Annotated in this window: 19 protein-coding genes, 1 other RNA gene and 1 pseudogene; 6 read left to right on the top strand and 15 right to left on the bottom strand. The window is 59.1% G+C overall.

What is annotated here, in order from left to right:
- Positions 1-63: 63 nt before the first annotated feature.
- The 9 genes from CACC_RS03605 to ftsE form a co-directional block, all read right to left on the bottom strand.
- Entirely contained in the window at positions 64-819 is a 756-nt protein-coding gene (locus CACC_RS03605; protein WP_005277617.1) for an iron ABC transporter ATP-binding protein, read from the bottom strand.
- On the bottom strand, positions 816-1,793 hold the full coding sequence (locus CACC_RS03600) for an iron chelate uptake ABC transporter family permease subunit (RefSeq protein ID WP_005277616.1): 978 nt from the start codon (positions 1,791-1,793) through the stop codon (positions 816-818). The genes CACC_RS03605 and CACC_RS03600 overlap by 4 nt, the downstream gene beginning before the upstream one ends.
- A gap of 1 nt (position 1,794) precedes the next feature.
- Positions 1,795-2,760, bottom strand: coding sequence for an ABC transporter permease (locus CACC_RS03595; RefSeq protein WP_005277614.1), 966 nt, complete (start codon positions 2,758-2,760; stop codon positions 1,795-1,797).
- 68 nt (positions 2,761-2,828) lie between these two features.
- On the bottom strand, positions 2,829-3,821 hold the full coding sequence (locus tag CACC_RS03590) for a siderophore ABC transporter substrate-binding protein (protein WP_035108333.1): 993 nt from the start codon (positions 3,819-3,821) through the stop codon (positions 2,829-2,831).
- 236 nt (positions 3,822-4,057) lie between these two features.
- Positions 4,058-4,440, bottom strand: a transfer-messenger RNA (tmRNA) gene (gene ssrA / locus CACC_RS03585).
- Between the two features lie 66 nt (positions 4,441-4,506).
- Complete coding sequence (locus CACC_RS03580) at positions 4,507-4,872, bottom strand: DUF488 domain-containing protein (RefSeq protein ID WP_005277610.1); 366 nt, start codon at positions 4,870-4,872, stop codon at positions 4,507-4,509.
- The gene (gene smpB / locus CACC_RS03575) at positions 4,865-5,368 is read right to left on the bottom strand and encodes an SsrA-binding protein SmpB (RefSeq protein ID WP_023016945.1); all 504 of its coding nucleotides are present in this window, start codon (positions 5,366-5,368) and stop codon (positions 4,865-4,867) included. Before smpB ends, CACC_RS03580 begins: the two co-directional genes overlap by 8 nt.
- 44 nt (positions 5,369-5,412) lie before the next feature.
- Positions 5,413-6,315 carry a permease-like cell division protein FtsX gene (gene ftsX / locus CACC_RS03570; RefSeq protein ID WP_005277606.1) on the bottom strand — a complete coding sequence of 301 codons (903 nt, stop codon included), beginning with the start codon at positions 6,313-6,315 and terminating at the stop codon, positions 5,413-5,415.
- Positions 6,312-7,010 (bottom strand): cell division ATP-binding protein FtsE, encoded by a 699-nt coding sequence (gene ftsE / locus CACC_RS03565; RefSeq protein ID WP_005277604.1) that lies wholly within the window; start codon positions 7,008-7,010, stop codon positions 6,312-6,314. The genes ftsX and ftsE overlap by 4 nt, the downstream gene beginning before the upstream one ends.
- A gap of 120 nt (positions 7,011-7,130) precedes the next feature.
- Between ftsE and CACC_RS03560 the strand changes: the two genes are divergently transcribed.
- The gene (locus CACC_RS03560; protein WP_005277603.1) at positions 7,131-8,759 is read left to right on the top strand and encodes an AbgT family transporter; all 1,629 of its coding nucleotides are present in this window, start codon (positions 7,131-7,133) and stop codon (positions 8,757-8,759) included.
- 21 nt (positions 8,760-8,780) lie between these two features.
- Here CACC_RS03560 and prfB read toward each other — a convergent pair whose 3' ends face one another.
- A complete protein-coding gene (gene prfB, locus CACC_RS03555; protein ID WP_005277601.1) occupies positions 8,781-9,884 on the bottom strand; it encodes a peptide chain release factor 2 in 1,104 nt (367 codons plus the stop codon).
- Between the two features lie 60 nt (positions 9,885-9,944).
- Between prfB and CACC_RS03550 the strand changes: the two genes are divergently transcribed.
- Positions 9,945-10,781, top strand: coding sequence for an inositol monophosphatase family protein (locus CACC_RS03550; protein ID WP_005277600.1), 837 nt, complete (start codon positions 9,945-9,947; stop codon positions 10,779-10,781).
- On the top strand, positions 10,774-11,556 hold the full coding sequence (hisN, locus tag CACC_RS03545) for a histidinol-phosphatase (RefSeq protein ID WP_005277599.1): 783 nt from the start codon (positions 10,774-10,776) through the stop codon (positions 11,554-11,556). The genes CACC_RS03550 and hisN overlap by 8 nt, the downstream gene beginning before the upstream one ends.
- Here the strand turns inward: hisN and CACC_RS03540 are convergent.
- The 4 genes and pseudogenes from CACC_RS03540 to CACC_RS03525 form a co-directional block, all read right to left on the bottom strand.
- On the bottom strand, positions 11,553-11,813 hold the full coding sequence (locus tag CACC_RS03540; RefSeq protein ID WP_005277598.1) for a hypothetical protein: 261 nt from the start codon (positions 11,811-11,813) through the stop codon (positions 11,553-11,555). The genes hisN and CACC_RS03540 overlap by 4 nt on opposite strands.
- Positions 11,810-13,747, bottom strand: a pseudogene (feoB, locus tag CACC_RS03535) (ferrous iron transport protein B). Before feoB ends, CACC_RS03540 begins: the two are co-directional and overlap by 4 nt.
- A 3-nt stretch (positions 13,748-13,750) precedes the next feature.
- On the bottom strand, positions 13,751-14,035 hold the full coding sequence (locus tag CACC_RS03530) for a FeoA family protein (protein WP_208854185.1): 285 nt from the start codon (positions 14,033-14,035) through the stop codon (positions 13,751-13,753).
- Positions 14,036-14,274: 239 nt separating this feature from the next.
- Positions 14,275-15,366, bottom strand: a complete 1,092-nt coding sequence (locus CACC_RS03525; protein ID WP_005277594.1) for a S1 family peptidase — start codon at positions 15,364-15,366, stop codon at positions 14,275-14,277.
- 210 nt (positions 15,367-15,576) lie between these two features.
- Here CACC_RS03525 and CACC_RS03520 point away from each other — a divergent pair, with 210 nt between their 5' ends.
- Positions 15,577-16,017, top strand: coding sequence for a DUF1990 family protein (locus CACC_RS03520; RefSeq protein WP_005277593.1), 441 nt, complete (start codon positions 15,577-15,579; stop codon positions 16,015-16,017).
- A gap of 64 nt (positions 16,018-16,081) precedes the next feature.
- On the opposite strand, the gene CACC_RS03515 is transcribed toward CACC_RS03520, so the two are convergent.
- A complete protein-coding gene (locus tag CACC_RS03515) occupies positions 16,082-16,705 on the bottom strand; it encodes a hypothetical protein (protein WP_005277592.1) in 624 nt (207 codons plus the stop codon).
- Positions 16,706-17,007: 302 nt separating this feature from the next.
- On the opposite strand from CACC_RS03515, the gene CACC_RS03510 reads away from it, so the two are divergent.
- Together CACC_RS03510 and CACC_RS03505 are read left to right on the top strand one after the other, a co-directional pair.
- Entirely contained in the window at positions 17,008-17,451 is a 444-nt protein-coding gene (locus tag CACC_RS03510) for a MarR family winged helix-turn-helix transcriptional regulator (RefSeq protein ID WP_035108372.1), read from the top strand.
- 74 nt (positions 17,452-17,525) lie between these two features.
- Positions 17,526-18,887, top strand: coding sequence for a DHA2 family efflux MFS transporter permease subunit (locus CACC_RS03505; RefSeq protein WP_005277587.1), 1,362 nt, complete (start codon positions 17,526-17,528; stop codon positions 18,885-18,887).
- Positions 18,888-18,895 lie beyond the last annotated feature (8 nt).

The raw sequence follows: 18,895 nt of genomic DNA, 5'->3' as shown, positions 1-18,895 counted from the left end.
GCGACTCGCTAAAATTTATACCACCCCACAACACAACGCAAACCCCCAGCACAGCGCCTGTTTTTAGTGATAACAGGCGATCTTTCCATCGGGCCCATCGATTACGCGGACCGGAGTATTAAAGATGGGGGTCAAGATATCGTCCCGCATAATGTCCTCGGCTGGGCCGAATTCGACAATCTGGCCGTTTTTGCAGGCGCAGATATAGTCCGCGTAGCGCGCAGCAAAGTTGATGTCATGCAAGACCACGATGACTGTGCGGCCCAGCTCCTGGGCGGCTTCGCGCAGGTGGCGCATCATGTCCACCGAGTGCGAAATGTCCAGGTTATTTAGCGGCTCATCCAATAAGACGTAATCGGTTTCTTGGCACAGCACCATAGCTACGTAGGCGCGCTGGCGCTGACCACCGGAAAGCTGGTCAAGGTAACGGTGCTGCAATTCTTCCAAGTGCAGGAAGTGGATGTATTTAGAAATAACCTCTTCATCGTGTTGGTTGAGCCTCCCCTTGGTGTACGGGAAGCGGCCAAAGCCCACGAGCTGGCGCACGGTAAGTTTCGTGACGAAGTGATTTTCTTGCCGCAGGATGGACACGATCTTCGCTAAGTCAGCGGACTTGCTGGATTGGATGTCATAGCCGGCGATTTCGATGCTGCCTTCATCCATGTCGAGCAGCCGCCCAACCATGGTGAGCATCGTGGACTTGCCCGCACCATTCGGCCCCACCAACGCGGTAATGCCTCCCTGCGGGATGGTCAGGTTGAGCGGACCAATAGCAGTTTCGGCGGAATAGGTTTTAGAAACGTTTTTTAATTCGATCACAGTCGGCCCTTTCGCATAATGACAAACAGGAACACGGAGCCACCTACTAGCTCAATGATGATGGACACCACGCCTTGGGCGGAAAATACGTGTTGCATGAGGAAGTACGCCGCAATGAGCACGAAGAATGCTAGCCCCACCGCCATCGGAAAGATATAGCGGTGATCGTAGGTATCGGCGAATTGATAGGCCAGCGTCGCTACCAAAAAGCCCAGGAAGGTCATAGGACCTACCAGCGCGGTCGTCGTCGCCATCAACAACGAGACCAAAATCAGCGTGTAGATCGCATGCACTTTATGGTTCACGCCCAGGTTGGTGCTGACGTCAGCGCCTAAGGAAATCACATTGAGCTTACGCGCATTGAGCACCAGAAGCGTGGTGGCAATGGCCACGACGGGAATGGCAATGGGATAGTACTCGGATTCGGCGTTGTTGACGGAGCCAAACAGGCGCGCGGTAAGCACGTCGAATTCGCTGGGGGAAAGCATGCGCTGCATAAAGGTCGATAGCGAGCCCAGGCCACCACCGATGACCACACCGACCAGCAGCATGGCATGCATATTCTGCTTCCTATTGGTCAGCAACCACGAGTAGAGCACCAAGGAAAGCCCCACCATGACGGCCATTTGCATCAGGAAGGTGGGCACAGTGCGGGCATCGTTAAGCCCACTAGCACCCAGGAAGAAAATGGTCGCCGTATTGATGGCAACATACAGTGACTCAAAGCCCATGATGGATGGCGTCAAAATACGGTTATTCGTCACGGTATGAAAAGACACCGTGGCCATGGCTTGGCACACGGCGACAATCGCCATGGCAATGAGGGCATCAGCACGCCGCTGGGCAATGAGCCAAAACTTGCGGGTGCCAAATTCCATCGGGTTGCCATAGGCCAGGTACGCAAAGGCCAGCGCCACAGCTAGGCCCCATACGCAGGCCAGGGTGATCCAGTATTTCTTGGGCGGGGCGGACATCTTAGTTCGCACGGGTCGACCTCACAATCATGATGATGAAGACGATGGCGCCGATGACTCCCAGAATCACCGAAACCGGCATCTCGAATGGGGCGATGATCACGCGGCCCACCAGGTCACATACCGTGACGATGCCGATGCCCAGCAAGCACACCCAGGGCACGTTGGAACGCAGGTCATCGCCGCGCACCATAGAGACGATATTGGGCACGATAAGCCCGAGGAATGGCAGAGATCCTACGACAACGGTGACCACGCCCGTAGCAATGGCAATGAGGCCGGTTCCAAGCAACAACATGCGGTTATAGTTCAGCCCAACGTTGGTAGCAACGTCCTCGCCCAAACCAACAACCGTGAGGCGGTCAGCATAGATATACACCGCCACCAGCACCAAGAGGACCAGCCACAAAACCTCGTATTGGCCCTTATATACCGCGGTGAATGAACCCATGAACCAGATTCCCAATTGCTGGAGCATATCCGTCATCAGGGCGAAAAACGTCGAGACCGCAGACACCACGGCACCCAGCATGATGCCGATGATCGGCACGATGAGCGAGGAGCGCAGGGTCACCCGGCGTAAGAAGAGGAAGAATACGACGGTACCCAGGAAGGAAAAGATCACCGCACCTATCATCTTCACTAGAATCGAGGACGTGGGTGCGACGACCATGACGAAGAGCAGGCCCAGCCCGGCCCACTCCGTGGTGCCGGTGGTAGATGGTTCAACGAAGCGGTTTTGGGTAAGCAGCTGCATGACCAGGCCGCTAACGGCCATGGCCGCGCCGGCGAGCACCAAGGCAATGGTGCGCGGTAAGCGGGTAATGCCGAACATGGCGGCGCCATCATCAGCGCCAAAAACGTCGTACTGCCCGGTCAACAAAGAGGTAACGAGCAACGCGGCGACGATGAGTATGCCAAGGCCCAGCTTCCAGTCCCAGACCTTTGTGCGGGTGGTGGTTTCCATAACTATCCTTTACGCACCTGAAAACCGGAGGGCACAAAATCCCTCCGGTTTCCGGTTTTTAGTGGTGGCTAGTTCTTTTCAAACGCGTCTGCCATCGCGTTGAGCGTCTCCGTGAAGGTAATGATGTTTTCATTGGTGTAGGTATCCTGCGGAGCGGCAACGATCTTGCCTTCCTTCACGGCAGCCACGTTCTTGAGTGCCGCGGAATCCTCTACCAGCTTCTTACCTGGGGTGTAGCCTGCTTCATCCTTGGCAATAGCACCGTCGCGGTCCATGATGAGGATGTAGTCAGGGTTGGAATCAGCGATTGCCTCGACGGAGATGTCATCGCCCTCGTGGTCATCGCTGGCGTTTTCCACCTCGAGGGATGGCTTCATGCCCAGCAGGTCAAAGAATGGCCCGAAGAAGCGGCCCTTGCCTGGGGCGATGTAGTTAATATCGCCACCGGAGGTGTTGACTGCCATGACGGTCTTCTCAGGATCGTAGGCATCCTTGGCGCGGTCCAGCGCCTTGTTGAAGTCATCGACAAGCTTCTTTGCTTCATCTTCGTGGTCAAAGATCTTGCCCAGTGCTTCGGTCTGGCGGATGAGTTCTTCCGCCATGTCCTTATCGTCGCGCGGGGAGAAGTCGAGGACCGGGGTATCTTCCATCAGTGCCTCGATATCAGCCTGGTGCTGGGTGAAGCGCTGACCGTTGATGACGATGTCCGGCTCTGCGGCAACCAGTGCTTCCAGGTCAGGTTCGCGGTGCATACCCAGGTTGGCCTCGATCGAGTCTTCATTGATCTTGTCCGAGAGGGTATCTGGGACAATGCCGAGCGGGGCAGCCACGATATTGAGGTCCCAGTCCGCGAGGATTTCGAAGGCGCGGTTATCCGTTACCGCGACGCGCTCGAACGGTACGTCCAGCTCGTGGGTGCCGTTATTATCTTCGATCTGCAGTGCGCTTTCCGATGTCCCCTTATTCGAACCCTGGTCCTCTTCTTCCGCAGTGCTACATGCGGTAAGTGCCAAGGAGGCGACAGCTACGACAGACAAAAGAGCGCGATGAATTTTCTTCATTGTGCTTTCCTTATAGACGAGAAACAAATGCCCCATTAACTTATCTTAAGTCACCCTAACCAATCAAGGTTGAGGGTAACCTTTCCTAAAGAGCATCGTCCCGACCATAGAAACGCGCTGCATTTGCGAAAGAAAACCCCTGTTGCGAGGACAAATCGATACCCGCCTACCCTACCCCCGCGCGGATGGATTTTATGAGAAAAGCCCCAGCTAGAACTGAATCTAGCTGGGGCTCTTGGTGGAGCTGCCGGGACTTGAACCCGGGTCCTTCGTCACCTTGCCAGGGCTTCTCCGTGCGCAGTTCGCACATGATCTCTGCTCGGCCCTCCGGTTCGGGCGAACTCGTACCGGATGATGGGCCCAGTCACCAGTAAGAGTCCCATCTGGTCCTGATGACACAGCCAGACGGCAAGTTCCTTAGTCGATGCCAGGTTCTAGGTCAGGAACGAAACCTAGGCTGACAGACACGCGTCGCTGTAATTAGGCAGCGAGGGCGTAGTCACGCTGAGAGTTCTTCTCTGCGTTTATTTGTTTGCTACGACGCTTAAACGGTGGTCGATAGCCTTCACCGGCACGCTTCCCCTGGCGCAGTGTACGAAGTCGAAACCAAATCAACCCCATAGCACTGTAGGGACGGGATAGTGCATCATTCCCTACGGTTATTCCAACACTACCGCAGACGCTTTTATTTCTCCAAGTGCTCTTCCAGCCAGTCTTTTAAGACCACCGCGTGGTTAATCTCGCGGTCGGCAGCACCAAAGAGCAGGGTGAGGTCCCCCTCCTTTGCCAAGGAGAGCAACCGGGTGAGTTCCTCGGACTCGCGGTCATCGAGCTCGGCGCGGTAGCGGCGCGAAAACTCCTGGAAGGAATCATCGTCATGGCCCCACCACTTGCGCAGCTCGGGGCTGGGCGCCACGTCCTTAAACCATTCGTCATAGTCCAGGTCCGCCTTGGCGATGCCCCGCGGCCACAGGCGGTCTACCAATACGCCGGTTCCGGAAATGGAGTCCTCGCCCTTGACTGCATCGTGAACCTTTACCGTTTTAAGCATTAATCCCCTTCACGCGGCGGCCGAGCTCGCGGGTGATTTCGCGGTTCTGGTCGCGCCGCTTGATGTCTTCGCGCTTGTCATAATCCTGCTTACCCTGCGCGAGCGCCAGCGACAACTTCGCGTACCCATTTTTGAGGTACACCTTGAGCGGCACCAAGGTTTTATTGCCGTTGCGCACCTGCCCGTAGAGCTTGTCGATCTCCCGGCGGTGCAGCAAGAGCTTGCGGGTGCGCCGCGGGCTGTGGTTGGTCCAGGACCCCATCGAATACTCCGGAATGTGTAGATTCCGCAAGTACACCTCGCCATTATCAATGGTGGCGAAGGCATCATTAAGCGAGATCTTGCCTTCCCGGAGGGATTTGATCTCCGTGCCGAGCAGGACGATGCCGCACTCGAATTCTTCGAGGATCTTATAGTCGTGCCGGGCCCGGCGGTTGGTCGCAAGCGTGGCGTCCCCGGAAGCCGCCTTCTTATTCTTCTTGCCCTTTTTAGCCATAATTGCCTCAGTGTACTGCTCGTTTACCGCACCCGGCAAACGGCTTAGCGGCGGACATAGGAACGCAGGGTAATCTGCGCGGTGGCAGCGGTAACCGCCAAGGCGAGCAGCCCCACCAGCGGCAGTGCTATCCACAGATCGCTTAACTTCATCGGTGCCAGCAACTGCGATTCATACAGGCCCTGCAGCGCAGGATCGATCACTTGGGACTTCGCCACGAGCAGCCCGGCACCGCCCAGGACCACACCGATAAGGGAGGCGAGCACCGCTTCTACCACGAACGGCGCTTGCGTCATCCAGCGCGAGGCGCCCACCATGCGCATAATTTCGGTCTCCCGGGTGCGGTGGAAGGCGGCGATTTGCACCATATTGGCCACCAAGAAGATGGCTGCAATGGACATCACGATGGCCACGATGAAGGTGGCGGTGCGGATGGAATCGAGGTTGCTTGCCGCCTCGCGCACCTCTTCCTGCTGGTCCACGACCTCTTCTACCGCCGGGTTATCCCGCACGGCATCGATAGCGGAGGCTTCCTCCGGATCAACGAGGCGCACGTGCAATGCTGCAGGCAGCGCATCCGGCGAGGTTTGTTCCACCATCACCGGATCCGTGTCCTGGAAGAGCTCACGGAAGCGCTCGTAGGAAGCCTCCCGGTTGCGAAATTCCACGGACTCTACGGAACTATCGGATTCCAACTGGTCCTTTAAGTCCGCGCATGCGGGAGTGGAGCAGTTTGGATCCGTGGCTGAAATATCCTCGTTGAGCTGCACCATAACCTCGACGCGGTCCAAGTAGATATCCTTCGTATCCTTGGTGAGGTTGGTGACCATGATGCCGGCAACCACGGCGCCGACAGAAATGGCTGTGGTAATGAGCATCGCGATGGTCATCGTCAGGTTGCGGCCCAAGCCCTTGGTGGCCTCGCGGAAGATGAATCCTAGGTTCATGCCTGCTCCTCCTGCGCCGAATAGGCGGCGTTGTGTTCATCGCGAACGAGCGTGCCATCGCGCAATTCCAGCACGCGCCTCTTCGCCTTATCCACGGCGCGGGAATTGTGCGTGGACATCACTACGGTGGTGCCACGCTTGTTGATGCGCAACAGCAAGTCCATGATCCCGTCGGCGGTGGCGGGATCGAGGTTGCCCGTGGGTTCATCGGCAAGCAGCAGCTTCGGCCGATTGACCAGGGCGCGGGCGATAGCAACGCGCTGCTGCTCACCGCCGGAAAGCTCGTGCGGCATCGCATGGTGGCGGTTTTCCAGCCCCACCATCTCCAGCACCTGCGGCACCGCGGTGGAGATGCGGTGCTTGCTCTTGCCGATGACCTCCAGGGCAAACGCCACATTCTGGTACACGTTCAGCTTGGGAAGCAGCCGAAAATCTTGGAATACGTAGCCAATGGATTGGCGCAGGGCGTTAATATCCTTGCCCTTCAACTCATTGACGTGGAAGTCACCGAAGTAAATATCGCCCGAGGTCACATTGCTATAGCGCACCATGAGCTCAAGAAAAGTGGACTTTCCGGACCCCGAAGAGCCGATGAGGAACGCAAACTCACCGTCCGCAATTTCAAAAGACACCCCATCGAGCGCGGGGCGGGACTGGGCGGAATACACCTTAGTCACGTTATTGAAAGTAATCACCCCGCCACTGTAGCAACCAAAGTTGACAGTGACCTGTGAACGCTATTTAGTAGTGTAGTCTAGAACACAAAATCTGGTACGCAATGATGCCCGACCCGATCGACAGAAAGTGCCGATACTATGGCCGAGACTAAAACCAAAGATAAACCGGAGAAAGCAAGCGGCTTTTTAGGCACCGTAGAAAAGATTGGCAATAAACTCCCCGATCCTTTCTGGCTCTTCGTCATCCTCGCGATCATCGTCGCCATTACCTCCTGGATTGGCCACTTAATTGGCATGAGCGCCGAGGATCCCAAATCCGGCGATACCATCGAGGTTGAATCCCTCCTGACCACCGAGAATATCTCGCGCATGGTCACGGACGCGGTGGAGAACTTCACGAGCTTCCCGCCATTGGGCGTCATCCTTGCCGTGATGCTGGGTGTGGCCGTGGCTGAGCAGTCCGGGCTTTTGTCCGCGCTCGTGCGCGCCATGGTGACCAAGGTCAGCCCGAAGTTCCTGACCTTCATCGTCGCCCTGGCCGGCGTGACCGGTTCCGTGGCTTCGGATGCCATTTATGTCATCCTCATCCCGCTGGGCGCGATGGCCTTCCACTCGGTCGGCCGCTCCCCCATCGTGGGTGCCATGGTGGCCTTTGCGGCATCCTCGGCGGGCTTCAACGCCTCGCTGATCCTCAACATCACTGACCTCCTGCTGGCCGGTATTTCCACTCCCGCCGCCCAGTTCGTAGATGAAGCCTACGAGGTCAGCCCGCTGGCCAATATCTTCTTCGTCATTCCATCCGCCATCGTGCTGTCCCTTATCATCACCGCCGTCACGGAATGGTTCATGGTGAAAAAGGCCCGTGAGCTGGTCAACCACGACAAGATCAATTACGAGGAAGTCTCCTTCTCCCAGGCCGCCGGCGCCGCTGATAATGAGGCGGACGAGGACGCGGAAGAAGGCGACGTTGATTTCGAGGAAGAAGAAGACGAGCTGCGGGTAAAGCCGGAGGAACAAAAGGGCTTGACCGCCTCTGGCATCGCGCTGCTCATCTTCCTCGCTGGTTTCTTCGCCCTGCTCTTTATCCCGGGCTCTCCGCTCGCTAGCCAGGAAGATAGCTTCATGGAATCGCCGCTCATTAGCGCGATTGCGGTTCCCATTGCCCTGGCCTTTTTGGTCTGCGGCATCGTCTACGGCATCTACGCCGGCACGCTGAAGTCCGCCTCTGACGTGCCAGACTTTATGGCTAAAGGCATTAAGACCTTGGTTCCCATGCTGGTGCTCTTCTTCGCCGTCGCCCAATTCTTGGCGTGGTTCCAGTGGTCCAACCTCGGTGTGTGGACCGCCATTAAGGGCTCTGAGCTGCTGCAGGCTTGGTCGCTGCCGCCCATCTTGATGTTCGCCGCGCTCGTGGCCATGGTGGCAGTCCTCAACCTGTTCATTACCTCAGGTTCCGCGCAGTGGGCACTGATGGCGCCGGTGATCGTCCCGATGATGATGTACGTGGGCATCTCGCCCGAGGTCTCCCAGATGCTCTTCCGTATCGGTGACTCGCCGACAAATATCATCACCCCGATGTCGCCGTACTTCGCCCTCGCACTGACCTTCCTGCAGCGCTACTACAAGCCGGCGGGTGTTGGCACGCTGATGTCGCTGGCGCTGCCGTATTCCATCGCCATGATCGTTGGCTGGTTCATCTTCTTTATCGTGTGGTACCTGCTGGGTATCCCACTTGGACCGGGCGCGCCGATGCACTACCCGGCTTAATCCTGCAGGGCGCGGTTGAGGTTAATCCTCGCCGCGCTCTTGTTGCATGCGCCAGCGGATGCCGGCTTCCAAGAAGCCGTCGATATCCCCGTCGAGTACCTTGGAGGGATCGCCCATTTCAAAATTGGTGCGCAGGTCTTTAACCATTTGGTACGGGTGCAAAACATAAGAGCGCATCTGGTTACCCCAAGAGGCATTGCCGCCAGCGCCAAGCGCATCGAGCTCCGCCCGCTCCTCCTGGCGTTTGCGTTCCAGAAGCTTTGCCTGCAACACCCGCATGGCAGAAGCCTTGTTTTGGATCTGCGACTTCTCGTTCTGGCAGGTGACCACGATGCCGGTGGGGATATGGGTCAGGCGCACCGCGGAATCGGTGGTGTTAACGGACTGTCCACCGGGGCCAGAGGAACGGTACACGTCCACGCGCACCTCATTATCTGGCACGTCGATGTGGTCCGTTTGCTCCACTACAGGAAGGACCTCGACCTCTGCGAAGGAGGTTTGGCGCCGGCCCTGGTTGTCAAAGGGCGAAAGGCGCACGAGGCGGTGCGCGCCCTGTTCCACGGAAAGCTGGCCGTACATGTATTCCCCATGCACCACGAAGGTGGCGGATTTAATTCCTGCTTCCTCAGCATAGGAAATATCGTAAATATCCACCTTGTGGTCGTGCTTTCCGGCCCAGCGGGTGTACATGCGCATGAGCATCTCCGCCCAATCGGCCGCGTCTACCCCGCCGGCACCCGACCGGATATTGATCACGGCCTCGCGCGGGTCATATTCCCCGGAGAGCATGGTTGTTACCTCGAGGGATTCGATGGCGCTTTCCAGCTCAGCAAGGTCTTCATCGGCAACGGAGACGGTACCTTCTTCCTCCGCGAGCTCGTACATCACCGGCATATCATCTAAGCGCCCGCGCAAGGATTCCAGTTTGCGGACCTTTGCCTGTGCTGAAGACAGCTCAGAGGTGACCTTTTGTGCGTGCTCGGGGTCATCCCACAGCGAGGGATCCCCAGCTTGGGCTTCCAACTCCCGAATGCGCGCAGCCAAGGCTTCCGGATCCATGACCTTTTCAATGGTGGTCAGGGTGGTGTCCAATTGCTTGAGCCGTGTAATTACTTCGGGACGCATAGGCCCCAATCTTACCCACCTCCCCCACAGAATTAGCCATTGGCTGGATTTAGGGCGACAATGGTGTGCATGGATCAAAAGCCAAGCTTGCAGGAGATGATCGATGCGGTCATCAAAACGTTTATTGTCGCGCATGCAGACGATGGGGATGCCCATTTGGCGCAGGCGCTTGTGTATAACGCCGGACGCTTGGCTTGGCGCTTGCGCGAGATGGGCGTCTCGGTTGAGCAGAAAACCTCTATTTCTGACGTGGTCACGGATGCGGACCGCGCCGCCGAGCGCTTTATCGCCGGCGTGCTAGAGGCCGTGCGCCCCGAGGACGGCTTGGTGGGCGAGGAAGGCACCGCCCGCGAGTCCCAGTCTGGGCGCAATTGGGTCATCGATCCGGTGGATGGCACCTACAATTTCACCTCTGGCTCGGATTATTGGTGCTCGGCGCTCGCGCTTACCGATGCCTCCGGGATCGCCCTCGGCGCCGTCCACCGCCCCGCCATGGGCTATACCTGGTTTGGCGGGCGCGACTACCCTACCTCGCTCGATGGCAAGGACGTTGCCAAGCTGCAGGATAAGCCGGCAGAAGAAATCTCTCTCTCGTCCTACCTACACCCAACGTCGCTGGCGGATCCAGAAATTCGTGCCGCGTGGCAGCGGGTGGCCGAAAACTTTGCTACAGTCCGTATGCTTGGTGCCGGTTCGGTGGACTTGGCCTCCGCGGCAGAAGGCACGTGGGGCGCATGGATGCAGCATTCGGTAGCGGATTGGGATTGGTTCCCCGGCAAGGCTCTCATTGAAGCCGCCGGTGGTGCCGCCCGCAAGGTAGAAGCCGGTGGCGTCGAGTGGTGCTTGGCCGGAAATAAACAGGTAGTTCAACAAATGGAGGAATGGCTCCGTGGGTAAATTCAAAGAAGACTTAGGTCTCGCTCTCGAGTTAGCCGGTCACGCCGATGTGGTCACGATGCATCGCTTTGAGGCCACCGACCTTTCCGTCAAGGAAAAGCCGGACCTGACCCCGGTTTCGGATGCGGATCTGAACTGCGAGAAGCACATCCGCGATTCGCTGAAGCGCTCCCGCCCGCGCGATGAGGTTTTGGGCGAAGAATTCGGCGGCCAGGCCTGCTACGAGGGCCGCCAGTGGGTTATCGATCCCATCGATGGTACGAAGAACTTCGTGCGCGGCGTGCCGGTATGGGCCACGCTTATTTCCCTGCTTGAGGACGGCGAACCGGTCGTCTCCGTGGTCTCCGCGCCTGCCCTGCGCCGTCGCTGGTACGCGGCGAAAGGCGCCGGTGCCTACCGTGTTTTTGGCGGCGAGCCGAAGCGCCTGCACGTCTCTCAGATCGAAAAGCTTGGGCACGCATCCCTGGCCATGAGCTCGCTGACCGGCTGGTCCGAGCGCGGGTTGCGCGATAAGTTCCTCAACTTGACGGATAAGACATGGCGTCTGCGCGGCTATGGCGATTTCTGGTCTTATTGCCTCGTGGCAGAGGGTGCCGTCGATATCGCCACCGAGCCGGAGGTCTCCCTCTGGGATCTCGCCGCCCCGTCCCTGCTCGTGACCGAGGCCGGCGGTACGTTTACGGATCTATCCGGCAATCCCGGGCCGCACGGCGGATCGGCCATTGCCTCCAATGGCCGCCTGCACAAGGCCGCATTGGAGATGCTGCAGGATTAAGGGTGGGCCGAAAGCTTCAATAAGACCGGTTCACGGCGCCCGCCTTCGGCGCCCGAGCAGCCATCACTGTGCGAGCAACTACCGCAGCCGCCCGTCGGGCACGAGGAGAGCGATTCGCGCACGAGCTGCGCGCTGTGTTCCAAGTGGGCGAGGATAACCTCCACCGTCCCCTGGCCTAATCCCGTTGCCCGAGCGATATCCGCGGGCGTGGAGTGACCGCCGCGGATCGCTTCTTTTACCTTGTCTGTAGGGCTCATAGGAATAACCTCAGCACCTGGAAGACGCCGACGGCCAAGACCCACGCCGTGACGAGCTGCAGCACAAAGCCGATGAGCGTCCACTTCCAGCCGATTTCGCGCCGCTGCGCGGCCACCGTAGACACGCACGGGGTATAGGCCAAGAGAAAGACCATATATGCCCACACCGCGGCCAGCCCGTGCCCACCGGAGGCGGCATCGAAATCGCTGCGGATGTGATCGGCCAGCGAAGACTCGGCTTGTTCTTCAGGATCGGCATCCGTGACGTCATCGACGGCGTAGGTCTGCGCCCAGGTGGAAATCAGCGTTTCCTTCGCCACAAAACCTGTTACCAGCGGGCCGGTCAGGGACCATGAATCGAAGCCTGCCGGCGCGAAGGCCGGGGATATCGCCTTTGAAACCGCGCCATAGGCGGAGTCCTCCGGCGGGACGGCTTCCTCGTCAAAGGAATGCCCACCGGTAACTGGGATGGACATGAGCAGCCAAATGACCACCACCGTGGCCACGATGATGCCGCCTGTGGTGTGAAGAAATCCCTTCAAGCGCACCCACATCACCGAGACCGATAGTTTGAGCGTGGGCAGCTGATACGACGGCAGGTCAATAACGAGCGCCTCGGACGGCATGGCGCGCCAGACCGTTTTGCGCAGCGCTAAGCCCACGGCAACCACCAAGACGATGGATAAGACATACATGCCAAAGACTGCCGAGCCGGCGTGATCGGGGAAAAAGACCTGCGCCAGCATCATAAAGACGATAAGGCGCGCCGAGCACGAGGTAAACGGGATGAGCAGGCAGGTAAGGATGCGGTGGCGGACATCGCCAAGCACGCGCGTGGCCGAAATCGCTGGCACGTTGCAGCCATAGCCCACCACGATGGGGATAAAGGCCTTGCCAGGCAGACCAATCGAGCGCATCACCCTATCGGTGACCACCGCGGCGCGCGCCATATAGCCGGAATCCTCCAGCACCGCGAGGCACAAGAACATCAGCGCCAGCAGCGGGGCGAAGGTCAGGACCATGCCGACGCCGCCAATGAGGCCATCAACAAGCAAGCCCGTAATCAGCCAATGGTCGAGGCCAATGGCTTCCAGCCCGGCGCGAGCAGCGTCCGAGACCGGACCGGTAATAAGGTCCTCGAGGCCATCCTGCATGGGCCCTGCCACCGTGGTGGTGATGAAGAAGACCGCCCACATCACCGCGAGGAAGAGCAGCGGGCCCACCACCGGGTGCAGCACCACGCGGTCGACGCGCTAGGTGAGGGTCTCACCCACCTCCACGCGGTGGACCGCGGCCTTTTCGGCGGCATCGAGATCCGCGAAGCGCTGATCCAGGCCAGAATCCTCGCGAATGATGATTGGCTCGGCGCGCATGGCCTGCGCCACGGCGCTTTCCAACCCGTCGAGGTTGCGCCGGCGCCGACCATTGACGCTGACCACTGGCATGCCGGTAGCGCGGGAGAGCGCGTCAGTATCGATGCTAATGCCCTGCTGCTCGGCCATATCCTCCTTGGTCACGCCGAGGACGACGCGGTATGGCTCGGCGGCGATTTGCAGCGCCAAGTTGAGCCCGCGGGCCGGGGCCGTTGCGTCCACGAGGACCACGACGACATCGGGGCGCTCGTCTGCGGGGCAGTCAATGAGCATCTGCTTAGTAAAGGCCTCATCGGGGCTCATGGGGTCTAGGGAATAGGCGCCGGGCAGGTCGATGATGTCGAAGGCCTCTGGCTGCGCATTCCAGAGCCCGCGGCTGACCTCGACCGAGGTGCCCGGCCAGTTGCCGGTCTGGACCTTCGCGCCGGTCAATGCGTTAAAGAGTGTGGATTTTCCGGAATTCGGCGCGCCCACCAGTGCCAGGACGGGCGTGCCTTCCGCCGCTATCCGCATGGTGGAGGTGCTGTGGCAGCTTGCTGGGGCCGTGGAGTTATGTGCCATGGCTTATGCCTCCACTGGAATGACTTCGAGTTGGCGCAGCGTGTGCGCATCCACCGCATAGCGGGCCGTGCCCACGCTCACCACGCGCGTGCCACCTGCGACGGTGCGGCCAATCTGCACGCGGGTGCCGGGCCGAAAGCCCAGCTCGCGCAGCCGCACGGCCAGCGCCGGTTGGGTCTCGTTTGCGTTGTGCAGGCAATCAGCGGATAGTTCCACCACGGCATCGGTGGGTGCTTGGTCCGCGCGCATGGGACCGGTTTCAGGTGGGGCGGAATGGGTTTTGTGCATGGGGGAAACCTCGGTTCAAACTTAGCTGTGGACGGGGCATCCACAGCAGATATTGACTAACCCTAAGTGGCCAATAGGTAAATCTCAGTTTGGTTTAGGCCGCTGTCCGCGAACAAGGATAGCCTTCGCTTTCCCCCACTTTGGCGGGGCGGATGCGCGTTATATGGCTATAGAAATTGCGCACAAAAAAGCGCCCCGTCCGGCTTTCGATGCCGAATGGGGCGCTACCTGCTTCGCGGTTATGCTTCGGGGAGCTTGAACCCTGCGCCAACGCCACCGCGGCGGTTCATATCCGCCAACACGGTATCCATATTGGTAGCGGCGGTGGGGTTGTGAACCGCGCCCTGCAGCGGGGTGCGGCACGGGAAGTTCACCGGCAGGAAGCCGCCGGAGATGGAACCGATGAGGCGGTCACCGGCAAGCAGCGGCGCGCCGGAATCGCCCATCATGGCGCAGACCTGGTTGACCTGGACGCTTTGCGCCTGCTGATAGGTCATACCGCAGGTTTTGCCGGTGGCAACGCCTTGCTTGCACACGGTCTCACCCGGGTTGACGGTCCCGCCTAGGGAGTTAACGGTAACCCCGTTGTAGGTGCGGGTGACCTCAGCGTTGGAGCCGAATTCGATCACCGAGTAATCCAACGCAGCGTTCTTGGACACGATGGTGCCCGTCGGGCCAATGTGATCAGAATCGGCCGAGGTAATCGCATCGCCCTCGTTGCCGCAGTGTCCTGCGGTTAGCCCCACCTTGCGGCCGGCGGCGTCATTGCCGGCAACGCTCAAGGTGCACATGGTCTCACCATTGACGTAGATAGGGGTGCCGGGGCCATACAGGGACTTGCCCTGATTCATGGCGGCATCGGATTCTTCGGGGATGCGCGGGGCATCGAAAAGGGAACCCGGCACGCGGTGCAGGACAAAGTCCGCGTCAGGCTTTCCCGCAGCTACCTTGGAAAAGCCATCATTTTTCCACTGGTAGTTGGGGTTATTGCCCAAGGGCTTTTGCTCTACCTGGGTGGCTTGTTCCAGCAGCCCGAAGGGGTTCGGGTTGGTGGCCGGCTCCGCATACTGAGCCCCCTGCTGGACGTTACTTGCCACCGTGTCGCGGGCGTTTTGCAGCGCGGAATCCACGGTATCGGTGACCTGCTTATCCACCTCTGGGGTCTCAACACCAAAGCCCGCGAGGCCCTCGCGCACGTGGTTGATAAACCCTGCCGAGTCAATATCCGGTTGGGGCAATTCTTGGGCTCCTGCTGCCGGGGAACCCAAGAAAAACGCACCAGCGAAAGCCGAGCCCACCAGGACTTTCTTTAGGTGCGGAATGCGAAGCATCAAACTACCTTCTTTCAGTTGTCAAGATCGTGCTAGCTAAATCCTGACATGGATCGCGTGTGAAAGCAGCTAAGTCCTGTGACTGTTTCCAAGCCGTTACCGTTCTTTCAGGTTTCGGGGGTGATCCCGCGATCAATCCGTCCCCAAAACTTTTCGATGCCCTATTCTTTACCCCCATGAGCTCCCCACAGATAAACGCTGGCGCTTGAGATGCCAGAGCCACTTTCTTATTCCGATACCGCCGGATTCCCGCAGCTGCACATGAGCCGGGTCATCGACGCCGATTTCGATACCGCAGCCCACCGGCTCTTTCGCTGGGGCATCCAGCGCAGCGGCCTCTTCCGCGTGCGACCTACCCACCCGGTCGTCCAAGAAGGCGCCGAAATCACCATGGGCCTTGGCCCATTTGATTTCCGCTGCCGCGTGGTCGAGACCTTCGCCGGCGATGGCCGCTGCGGCTTTACCTACGGCACCTTGCCCGGACACCTCGAGCGCGGCGAGGAAACCTTCACCTTAGAGCGCCTGCGCGATGGGCGGACGCTGCTGCTTATCGATGCCGCCTCCGAGCCCTTCCTGCCCTTCTTGCGCCCGCTTGTCGATATCCCCCGCCGCCTGCTCATCCGCCGGTTCTACCTGCACGCGCTGGACTAGCGTGGCAGCACAAAGGCCGCTGCCTCTCCCCCTACGGGAAAAGCAGCGGCCTACGCGTAGTTAACTACTTGCGCTTCTCATCGAGATTATCGCGAGCCTCGCGCACAACGTCTTTCACGCGGTCAAAGAATCCGCCCTTCTTACGGGATCCTTCCTGGTATTCCTGCGCCTTGTCTTCCACGAAGTCCTTCGCACGGTTGATGGCCTCTTCAACGACATTGCCGGCCTCGGTGACCTTATCCTTCAGGTCATCGAAGTCATCGCGCTCATCATCTGCCGCATTCTCTTCCGGCTGCTCCGGCGCGGTACCGATGTGCTCTTCTTCGACCTCGCCCACCACATGCTGTGAGGGCTCATAGTCCGCGTTACCCTCATCCAGCTGTTCCTGCAGATCGGGCTGCTCCGCCGCAGTGCCGACGTGCTCTTCCTCAGCGCCGGTAACGACGTGATTCTTCGGCTCGTAATCACTCTGCGCCGCAGCATCATTTTGCTCATCTGCGCTTGCCGTTGCGGCGGCGCCAGCAGCAGCAGTTCCAGCAGCTGCAGCTCCTGCGGCCCCAGCTCCCGCTGCCGCAGCCTTTCCGGATTCAATCTTGTTGCCCTCGGCATCAGTGGATGCTAGGTAAGTAAATTTCTCGCGATCCACGTCTACTTCGTGGCCAAGGGCGCGTGCAGTTTCTTTAGCCATTGCTTTGTACTCCTTAACTAGATCTATTTTCTCCTATCCTAGCGTTCCAGAAAGTTAAGGTGCGTGCACGGGAACCGAGAATGGAAGAATCGGCATCGCTTTTCGCACGTTTGAGACGCCGGCCCAGCATAAACAGACTCGGGGGAGCGCCACGTTGTCCAAAACAACCGCGTTTCACCAAAAATCGACCCGAAAAATGGACAAACGCGGTTGCTTTATACGCTTTCCGGTCTTTACCGCGATCATTTCGCCAAAGCTAGCGTGCAATAAACACGCGTGCACAGTGCATGTATTCTTCTGGCATGGACACTCCAAGCAAACAAGTCGCCGACGCACTGGGACTACTTTCCCAGCGCAGCCTCCGTCGACGTATGTACGCCCATCTCACCGAGGGGCTCGGTGAAGAAATCAACGAATCCACATATTTGGTGCTCAGCGGCCTAGACCGCTGTGGACCCTCCACTCCGAAAGAGCTCGCCTCAGTCATCGGCCTAGACCGCTCAGTGGTATCCCGCCACGCCTCGGCCCTAGAAAAGGCCGGACTCATCGCGCGCGCTACCGATCCCCGCGACGCGCGATGGATACAACTGTCGCTAACCCCACTGGGCCAAGACAACGTCGCCGTGATGCGCTCGCGCCTGACCCAACAATTGGAAGAATTCCTCGCCCGCTGGCCGGAGCCCGCGCAACAACAATTCGCGGAAATGCTCACCGCCCTCACCCACGACGGACCATTCGCCTCCTAATACCTCCATCACTCTCTCCATCATGACCACACCTCACCACGCCATCTGCGCACGCACTTCGAAGGAAACCCCTGATGCAGGAAGAAGAAAAACTCGACCCCCAGACTAGGCGGGTAGTCATCGCCCTTGTCTTCGGCTCAATTTTGCCGCTGCTAGATATCAGCATCGTTAACGTCGCCATTCATTCCATCAGCGAGGCGTTCCACGCACCTATCGTCCTCGCCCAATGGGTCATCACCAGCTACGGGTTGGCCTCCACCATGGCCATTCCGCTCAGCAGCTGGGCAACGCGCCGCTTCGGCGCCAAAAATCTCTGGATTACCGCGCTCGCAACCTTCACCGTCGCTTCAATCCTGTGCGCGATGTCTACGCATATAGACATGCTCATCGCCTTCCGCATCCTGCAGGGATTCGCTGCGGGCTTCTCGGTGGCGGTGATGCAGACCCTCATCGTCACTAATGCCGGAAAGGACCAGTCCACACGTGCCATCACCGCAATCGGTCTACCAGCGGTCATTGCGCCTGCGATTGCCCCACTACTGGGCGGGCTGCTTGTCGATGCCATCGGCTGGCGCGCCATCTTCCTCATCAACGTCCCCATCGGCATCGCCGCGATTGCCCTTGCCGTGCACTATCTAGAACGGACCCCAGCAGCCCCTGCAGCCCAGATGGACCGCATGGGATACCTCTTACTCCCGCCAGGTTTGCTCGCGGCGGTTTATGGCTTTACCACCGTCGGGCACATGAGTTCTTGGGCAAGCGTAATTCTCCTCGCCGCCGGCGCGGGGCTGATTGGCTACTTTGTGCTGCATGCGCTCCGGGCGCCGTCTCCGCTTATCGATGCCCGCCTATTTACCCACCCCTCCTTTTCCTCAGCATGGGCAACACTGGCCATTGCAAGCACCGTATTTTATGGCGGGCTCTTCCTCATTCCACTGCACTATCAGAGCAACTACGCCTACACCGCACTGCATGCGGGACTTCTGCTGGCCCTACAAAGCGTGGGCGCCTATTTCAGCCGCTCGGCATCGAAAAAATTCATCGCCCGATGGGGTACGCGGAAGACCGTCTACATGTGCATTGTCGCCACTATTATCGGAACGCTACCTTTCGCTTTTCCCACCGGCCAGGCGGCAGGCTGGCTCATCCTTCAAGGCTGCGCGCTATTCGTGCGCGGTGGCGGCATCGGAGCCCTTACGGTGCTCACGATGTCCGCGACCTACCACGGCTTAACCAAAGATGAAGTCGTCCATGCCAGCGCTGCGGGCCGCATAGCGACCCAACTTGGCAGCGCACTAGGCGTATCCGTCTGCACGGTGCTGATGACCCTCACCCACGGGGTCGGCTGGACAACGTTCGCCTACTTCACCGTGTTCACCACACTTATGGCTGTAACGGCTACCCGCCTCCCACGCGGGACCGTGGTCCGAAAATAAAAGGTGAA

Origin of the sequence: Corynebacterium accolens (assembly GCF_023520795.1) — a bacterium.
Lineage (GTDB): Bacteria > Actinomycetota > Actinomycetes > Mycobacteriales > Mycobacteriaceae > Corynebacterium > Corynebacterium accolens.
This window is presented reverse-complemented; position numbering and strand designations above follow the sequence as displayed.

Bases quoted from the DNA above. Each gene is read 5' to 3' on its own strand.
- CACC_RS03560 (WP_005277603.1), top strand. From the start codon at position 7,131: ATGGCCGAGACTAAAACCAAAGATAAACCGGAGAAAGCAAGCGGCTTT.
- smpB (WP_023016945.1), bottom strand. From the start codon at position 5,368: ATGGCTAAAAAGGGCAAGAAGAATAAGAAGGCGGCTTCCGGGGACGCC.
- CACC_RS03530 (WP_208854185.1), bottom strand. From the start codon at position 14,035: ATGCACAAAACCCATTCCGCCCCACCTGAAACCGGTCCCATGCGCGCG.
- CACC_RS03595 (WP_005277614.1), bottom strand. From the start codon at position 2,760: ATGGAAACCACCACCCGCACAAAGGTCTGGGACTGGAAGCTGGGCCTT.
- CACC_RS03580 (WP_005277610.1), bottom strand. From the start codon at position 4,872: ATGCTTAAAACGGTAAAGGTTCACGATGCAGTCAAGGGCGAGGACTCC.
- CACC_RS03600 (WP_005277616.1), bottom strand. From the start codon at position 1,793: ATGTCCGCCCCGCCCAAGAAATACTGGATCACCCTGGCCTGCGTATGG.
- CACC_RS03505 (WP_005277587.1), top strand. From the start codon at position 17,526: ATGCAGGAAGAAGAAAAACTCGACCCCCAGACTAGGCGGGTAGTCATC.
- ftsX (WP_005277606.1), bottom strand. From the start codon at position 6,315: ATGAACCTAGGATTCATCTTCCGCGAGGCCACCAAGGGCTTGGGCCGC.
- CACC_RS03590 (WP_035108333.1), bottom strand. From the start codon at position 3,821: ATGAAGAAAATTCATCGCGCTCTTTTGTCTGTCGTAGCTGTCGCCTCC.
- CACC_RS03510 (WP_035108372.1), top strand. From the start codon at position 17,008: ATGGACACTCCAAGCAAACAAGTCGCCGACGCACTGGGACTACTTTCC.
- CACC_RS03550 (WP_005277600.1), top strand. From the start codon at position 9,945: ATGGTGTGCATGGATCAAAAGCCAAGCTTGCAGGAGATGATCGATGCG.
- CACC_RS03540 (WP_005277598.1), bottom strand. From the start codon at position 11,813: ATGAGCCCTACAGACAAGGTAAAAGAAGCGATCCGCGGCGGTCACTCC.
- CACC_RS03520 (WP_005277593.1), top strand. From the start codon at position 15,577: ATGCCAGAGCCACTTTCTTATTCCGATACCGCCGGATTCCCGCAGCTG.
- prfB (WP_005277601.1), bottom strand. From the start codon at position 9,884: ATGCGTCCCGAAGTAATTACACGGCTCAAGCAATTGGACACCACCCTG.
- CACC_RS03525 (WP_005277594.1), bottom strand. From the start codon at position 15,366: ATGCTTCGCATTCCGCACCTAAAGAAAGTCCTGGTGGGCTCGGCTTTC.
- CACC_RS03515 (WP_005277592.1), bottom strand. From the start codon at position 16,705: ATGGCTAAAGAAACTGCACGCGCCCTTGGCCACGAAGTAGACGTGGAT.